The sequence below is a fragment of the Methylobacterium sp. P3_A11 genome (assembly GCF_056403155.1).
In genome coordinates this window covers 24,539-30,538 of the sequence record NZ_JBFUGA010000071.1, presented here as the reverse complement: position 1 = coordinate 30,538, position 6,000 = coordinate 24,539, and the positions used below count along the sequence as shown (strand labels likewise).

The window sequence follows — 6,000 nt, the reverse complement described above, 5'->3', positions numbered from 1 at the left end:
CCCGTCGCCTGCCCGGACTGGATCTACAACAATCGCAATCAGGTCGAGCGCCTCTGGGCGAGGCTCAAGGAATAGCGTGCCATCGCAACCCGCTACGAGAAAACCGCCACAAGCTTCATGGGTGTCCTGTCCCTCGCCGCAGCCCTCGACTGGCTCAAGCGATGACACGCCCTAGTCGGAAAAGCGGACGGCCTCCTTCCGACCGAGGCTGTGTCAAAACTCCCTCCTGAGATAGACTTTCGGCCTTACCTGCGGAGGCCAGCATGGGTCGGTTCGTCGAAGGACAAGGCCGTCGGCAGTCCTGGTTGTTGCCCAGTTCGCTGGACGACTACGTCACCGCCGACAATCCGGTTCGGGTGATCGAGGTCTTCATCGACGAACTCGATTTGGGCACCCTCGGCTTCATCCGCTTCGAGCCCGCGGCGACGGGACGGCCTGCCTATGATCCGGCCACGCTTCTGAAGCTCTACCTCTATGGCTATCTCAACCGCGTGCCGTCGAGCCGGCGACTTGAGCGTGAGGCACAGCGCAACATCGAGGTAATGTGGCTGACCGGTCGCTTGGCTCCCGATCACAAGACGATCGCCAACTTCAGGCGTGACAACGGGCCCGCGATCCAGGCGGCCTGTCGGCAGTTCGTGATGCTGTGCCGAAATCTGCAGCTCTTCGCCGGAGCGACCGTCGCCTTGGACAGATCGAAGTTCAAGGCGGTCAACAACCGGGACCGCAACTACATTGGTCATGATCTTGGTGGCCATCGCTCGTCTCCTTGTCTGCGCAGCCGTGGATCGGATGTCTCGGAGCGATCGTATGGTTAAGGTGGGTTACACCAATATTGCTTCGATCGTTGCGTGAGGCGGCATAAAATCAGTTGGTCGGCTGCGCCTTAGCGAACCCCTGCCGCGTAACACGCTATTCGTGGCCGGACAGTCGGGTCTGCGGTGACCTCATCACCTCAGCAGCAGCTTTCAAATCCAGTTGCCACGCTCTTGATGCGCTGGCCGCCACCGACCACCGCCGGATCCTGCTGACCGCCGAGCAAGTCGCCGACTGCAAAGCTGGTGCGCTGCTTCTCGAGCGCCTGCCCACTTGTCGCATCGTCCTGGCCGACAAAGGCTACGACGGCGATGCCATCCGCCGGCAGATTGAGGCCATGTGAGCCGCACCCAACATCCCGCCCACGATCATCCGCCGCTGGAAGCCGTGCTTCTCGCCCGTGCACAATCCGCGGCCGCAACGCCATCGAGCGCATGGTCGGCCGCCTCAAGGACTTCCGCTGCATCGCCACCCGCTACGACCGGCTCGCCCGCAACGACCTCGCTGCCGTCTGCCTCGCGGCTACCGTCTTCTACGGGTTATGAATCCGGACGGTAACCGCGATCCGAATCATGCCGATGAAGTTCCAGGTGCGCTATAGCACGAACATTCTGACAAGACTGACTAGAGTATTACTTGACGCGATAGCGCAAAGCCCCGCGGATGACACAAGATCGGCGACGTAAATAATTGGCGACGGTGTTAAAAACGCACTTCATCGAACTCGCCGGGCGCCAACTTGCGGCGTCACAGCAGATAACAAAAGCAGAAACGCTGCGTTCAGATTTCGTTAATAGGCTTTAAGCAAATCATCACTGTATAGGCGAAACCGATTCGAATTCGTCGTTAAATACGGCGAGCGAGAAATGAATTTCCGTCTGCGCAAATATACATCTAGCGCGACGTCAACCAGCGTAGACATAGGTCGCGCCCGAAACTTAGTTTGCGACGAAAAGAACTATTTCCTGTAGCAATCATCGAGCGATTACAGGAGGTTAACGTGAAAACCTCGTCGTCGCGCGTACAGCGGCTGGGGTTATAGCCCACCGAGACGCGGACCGACAGCCCATCTTGTGACCGGCTCAGAAAAAGGATGACACCATGTTCCGTCAATCGACTTGCGCCGCCTGCCTGATCGTCGCCTCGCTCTGCATCGAGAGTGCCGCCGCAGATGGGGTGCCCACGTTTTCGAAGGGCACGAGCTACGCCTCCGCCCGCAGCAGCCTGATTACGCTCGGCTGGAAGCCTGCGAAGACCCCGGACGCCCAGCCCTGCGGCGGTGATAGCCGCTGTGTCGGTCGGCCTGAGATAGAAGCCTGCGCTGGCACCGGCGTGGGCAGTTGCCTGTTCACTTGGCGGCGCAGCGATACCCTCATCGCCGTCAGCACAGTCGGTGGGGGCGAACCGACGGTGAGCGGCATCAAGTGCCGTGCTGGCTGCAGCAAGGCTAGCGCCCCGTCCGGTGAAAACGGAGTCCTGAGCGCGCAGTACTGTCGCTCTCCACAGGGCGCGCGGGCTGTGGTGGCGCAGGCCAACCGGGACCACGTTCTGCAGCCGCCGCTCATCGCGACTAAGGCCGAGTTCGTTGGGCACGACCGTATCCGGGGGGCGGACATGTGCCAGTTCAGCCTCTCCACCCGCAGCGGGGAGACCTACACCTTCGCGACCACACGTGGTGCAGACGGCAGCCTACGCCTTCAGTTTGCCGATTGAGGATCGGCGAGACTGGTCTTCGCCCCTGGGTTGTATCTTCGCTATCTACTCGGCTACCTCAATATCAGGGAGTTGTTCATGGAATGCCGCTTGGAGGCGGAGCACTCCACGATCAACCGCTGGGTGCTGACATATGCGCCGGCCATCGAGCAGCGCCTGCGCCAACTCCGCAGGCGTGCGCTGCATCACGGAACTTCCAGAGCCCCTCGATAAAAATTCAACCTGTCTGATGATGGAACAGTGCCATCTCGGCTAGAGCAAGGATTAGAGCCATGTCAAACAATCAGGTTCGTATGCTGCTTACTGCAACGGCGGTCTCTGTTAGCATTCTGCTAATGACAGGAGAGAGCTTCGCATACGATCGCCCAACTGGCTTCGACTGCCAAAATCGGGCCGGTGAAATCTATCAAAAAAGTCGGGGCAGCAGAGAGGACATGCAGGCTGCTAATCTTGCTTTGGGTCTCTGTAAGGCCGCGCGAACTGATCGCGCTCGGGCAAACAACCGTATGCCGATGCGCCGCTCCTGGTGAAATGGCAGTAGCCGATACACTTTACCTTCCGGCGCTATAAAAGAAGTACACAGTGATCAAAGCTGATATAGATCAAGTGAGCCGTCTAAAATCCGCCTAGTCAGCTCACTTGACCAGTCTCCGCGCAGTGAGCGGTCTATTTTCAGGCAGAAAGTTAAGAGAAGTATTTGCAAATAAGTCATCGGCAGAACTATTACGAACCTTGAATTAGATATTAATTATGCCGGATGGATAAAAAAAGTTTACAATACAAAACTTGCAATGGATCAAACTGAGACAATGCATAGAAAGGCACGACTGCATTTACTATGAAACAATTTCACGCGAGGGACGAATGTGCGCTCCCATGTTTTCAACACAGAATTTGTTTCTGCGACCTCTTGCTATTTCTGACGCGGACGCAGTGCAGAAGGTGTTCCAGAATTGGGAGACTGTCCAGTACTTAAGCGCTAAAATTCCCTGGCCATACCCGAGCGACGGAGCTTTGGCTTTCATCCGCGACGTTGTTCTGCCTGCCGCCAGCGCCGGATGCGAGTGGCATTGGTCGATCAGACTCCGGTCCGAGCCGGAACGCCTGATCGGCGTGATCAGCCTCATGGACAAGGCCAACTGCAACCGCGCGTTCTGGCTTGCTCCTCGTTGGAGAAGCCGCGGGTTCATGCTTGAGGCGTCCAATGCCGCAACGCAATATTGGTTCACCGACCTTGATCGCCCAACCCTGCGGGAACCGAAGGCCGCTGCGAACGAAGCATCTCGGCGGCTATCGCAACAGATCGGAATGCGCATCGTGCATGTCGGTGAACAGAGCTTTGTGTCAGGCCGCCTACCATCAGAGCTCTGGGAGATCACGCAGGAGGGATTGGCACCGATACTATTCATACCATGTGATAAATCGCACATCAACAGTCTTGAAGGCTTGATTGTCTGATGATACACGATATTTGTTATTCTCGAGCATTCACAGGAGGTTGAGATGCCTTCGAAAATTTCGTGGACTGCTGGTCCTTTGTGTTTGAGCGCGATTCTAGTTTCAGCAACAGCACAAGCTATTCCTCTTGGGGATCCCGCCACGCCGAGATCCATGACTGAAGAGACCGCTGCTCGCAGGGTCTGCAAGATGGTAAAAGTCGATCCCAGCTGTTGGGGTGACCTGTGTAGGACGAAACAGGTGTGCTACGACTTTAACGCCACCTCTGATCGGGCAACATCCAGCCGGCGTTGAGCGGAAGGTTGTTTGCCATCTTTAGGCTCGCTAAGGGTAGCTGTAGCGGTTCAGTCGGATCGGGCTTGTCGCAAGCCCGGACGGCCCTTCGTTCGCGAGTCGTTAGCCACACCCGCTCAGCTTGCCGCCCCGCTCCGGAGCCGGCCCATGATCCGGGCGCGCTCGGGTTCAAGGGGAGTGTCGCAAAACTGCACGCAAGCCGCGAAGGGACGTTTACCGTCCCGCTTTCATGCTTTGTTCGCGACGGGAAGGCTGAAGCAGGAGGCCGGCAGCTGGTTCTGCTACCGCACTGTCCACGCGCCCGAAAATCCGAAGCTCTCGCGAAGCCACAGCAAGAATTCCAAGCCGCAGATGGTGCGCCGGGCGGTATGGAATGAATGGAAGCCACCTACGCGCATCATCGCCCGCTTGACCCGGAAGTGATCGCTATCGATCCCTTGCTGCAGGTGTTTGGTGATGTAGCGGGTGTGCGCCCGGGATAGCAGACCCTCCTTGCAGCTGTCGGCGATGGCTGATGGGTAAGGGCCAGCGGCATCGGTGCCGATGCGTTCCAGTGCGAGCAGCGGCTGATCCTGGGGCATTTTGCGGAAGAACCGCTTGGCGGCGTCGAGATCCCGATTAAAACTGTTGCCGTTTAGGTTGGGTCATAAGCGTCGTATCCGGCGGCGGTAATGTCGTTACGGCATTCAGCTGGGGTGAAGGCTGCGAAGGCGCGGGCGATGGCCGCCCAAATGTCTGGGACGGTTCGGGCCGCGGCGGTGCGCAGCAGCGCCTAAAGCTTTGAGAAGGGCTGCTCGATCGGGTTGAAGTCGGGCGAGTAGGCCGGGAGGTAACGGAGCCGCGCGCCGGCCGCCTCGATGGTTTCGCGCACGCTGACGACTTTGTGGGATTGCAGGTTGTCGAGCATGACGGTGTCGCCGGGCTTCAGCACCGGGACCAGGATGTCGGTGACGTAGGCGCGGAAGCGCGGCCGTTGGCGGCCCCTGCGAACAGGGTGGTGGCGACCAAGCCGCTGGTACGCAGGGCGGCGTTGACGGTGATGGTCTTGTACTGGCCCAGAGGCACGAGGAGCCGGCAGCGTTCGCCGCGTGGAGCCCGACCGTAGGTGCGGGCCATGTTCGTGGCGGTCGCCGTCTCGTCAAGGAAGACGACAGCATCGGGGTCGAGGTCGAGTTGGCTCTCGAACCACGCCTCCCGTGCGGCTCTCACGTCCGGATGTTCCTACTCGGCCGCGTAGACAGCCCCTTTTTACGGGTGATCCGATGCCGGGCGAAGTACCGCCACAGCCCGCTGACGCTCGTGCGGACACCCTGCTCGGCCAGGATGTCGCGCACCTCGTGCAGGCAGGCCTGCGGCTGATCGCGATCGATCTGAAGGATCCGCTCGGCGTGCGCTTCGATGGCCGGTGCGGGTCGCTGCCCACACGAGGGCCGGGGTGCGATCGCGCCCTCCGCCTGGAAGCGTTCATGCCAGCGGATCGCGCTGGATGCGCCGATACCGAGGCGCCGGGCTGCTTGTCGGCGCGAAGCTCCCGCTTCGATCGCCGCGATCACGCGTTCTCGCAGATCCACCGATAGCGCTGACGGCATCCCGACCTCCTCAGAAAGCCCAACAGCGAATCCGATCCGCAGACTGCCCGCTACCCCCAACGATTCAACCCAGCCGGACGCGGCTCTAGTCGTGAGCAGGCAGCCGACCGCCTCTCCGTGTTTGTCGACG

At 59.6% G+C, this 6,000-nt stretch carries 2 protein-coding genes and 6 pseudogenes; 6 read left to right on the top strand and 2 right to left on the bottom strand.

Annotated elements, in window-relative coordinates:
- The 6 genes and pseudogenes from AC1DXK_RS20670 to AC1DXK_RS20645 all read left to right on the top strand — a co-directional run.
- Positions 1–165, top strand: a pseudogene (locus AC1DXK_RS20670) (transposase); the annotation flags it as partial.
- Between the two features lie 98 nt (positions 166–263).
- A pseudogene (locus AC1DXK_RS20665) lies at positions 264–734 on the top strand (transposase); the annotation flags it as partial.
- Between the two features lie 290 nt (positions 735–1,024).
- A pseudogene (locus AC1DXK_RS20660) lies at positions 1,025–1,361 on the top strand (transposase); the annotation flags it as partial.
- Positions 1,362–1,917: 556 nt separating this feature from the next.
- Positions 1,918–2,529: a hypothetical protein gene (locus tag AC1DXK_RS20655; protein ID WP_457107613.1), complete on the top strand. Its 612-nt coding sequence runs from the start codon at positions 1,918–1,920 to the stop codon at positions 2,527–2,529.
- 33 nt (positions 2,530–2,562) lie between these two features.
- Positions 2,563–2,703: pseudogene (locus AC1DXK_RS20650) on the top strand (IS6 family transposase); the annotation flags it as partial.
- A gap of 690 nt (positions 2,704–3,393) precedes the next feature.
- A complete protein-coding gene (locus AC1DXK_RS20645) occupies positions 3,394–3,987 on the top strand; it encodes a GNAT family N-acetyltransferase (RefSeq protein ID WP_477298876.1) in 594 nt (197 codons plus the stop codon).
- A gap of 575 nt (positions 3,988–4,562) precedes the next feature.
- Here the strand turns inward: AC1DXK_RS20645 and AC1DXK_RS20640 are convergent.
- Positions 4,563–4,901 (bottom strand): annotated as a pseudogene (locus tag AC1DXK_RS20640) (DDE-type integrase/transposase/recombinase); the annotation flags it as partial.
- Between the two features lie 14 nt (positions 4,902–4,915).
- Positions 4,916–5,870: pseudogene (locus AC1DXK_RS20635) on the bottom strand (IS630 family transposase).
- Positions 5,871–6,000 lie beyond the last annotated feature (130 nt).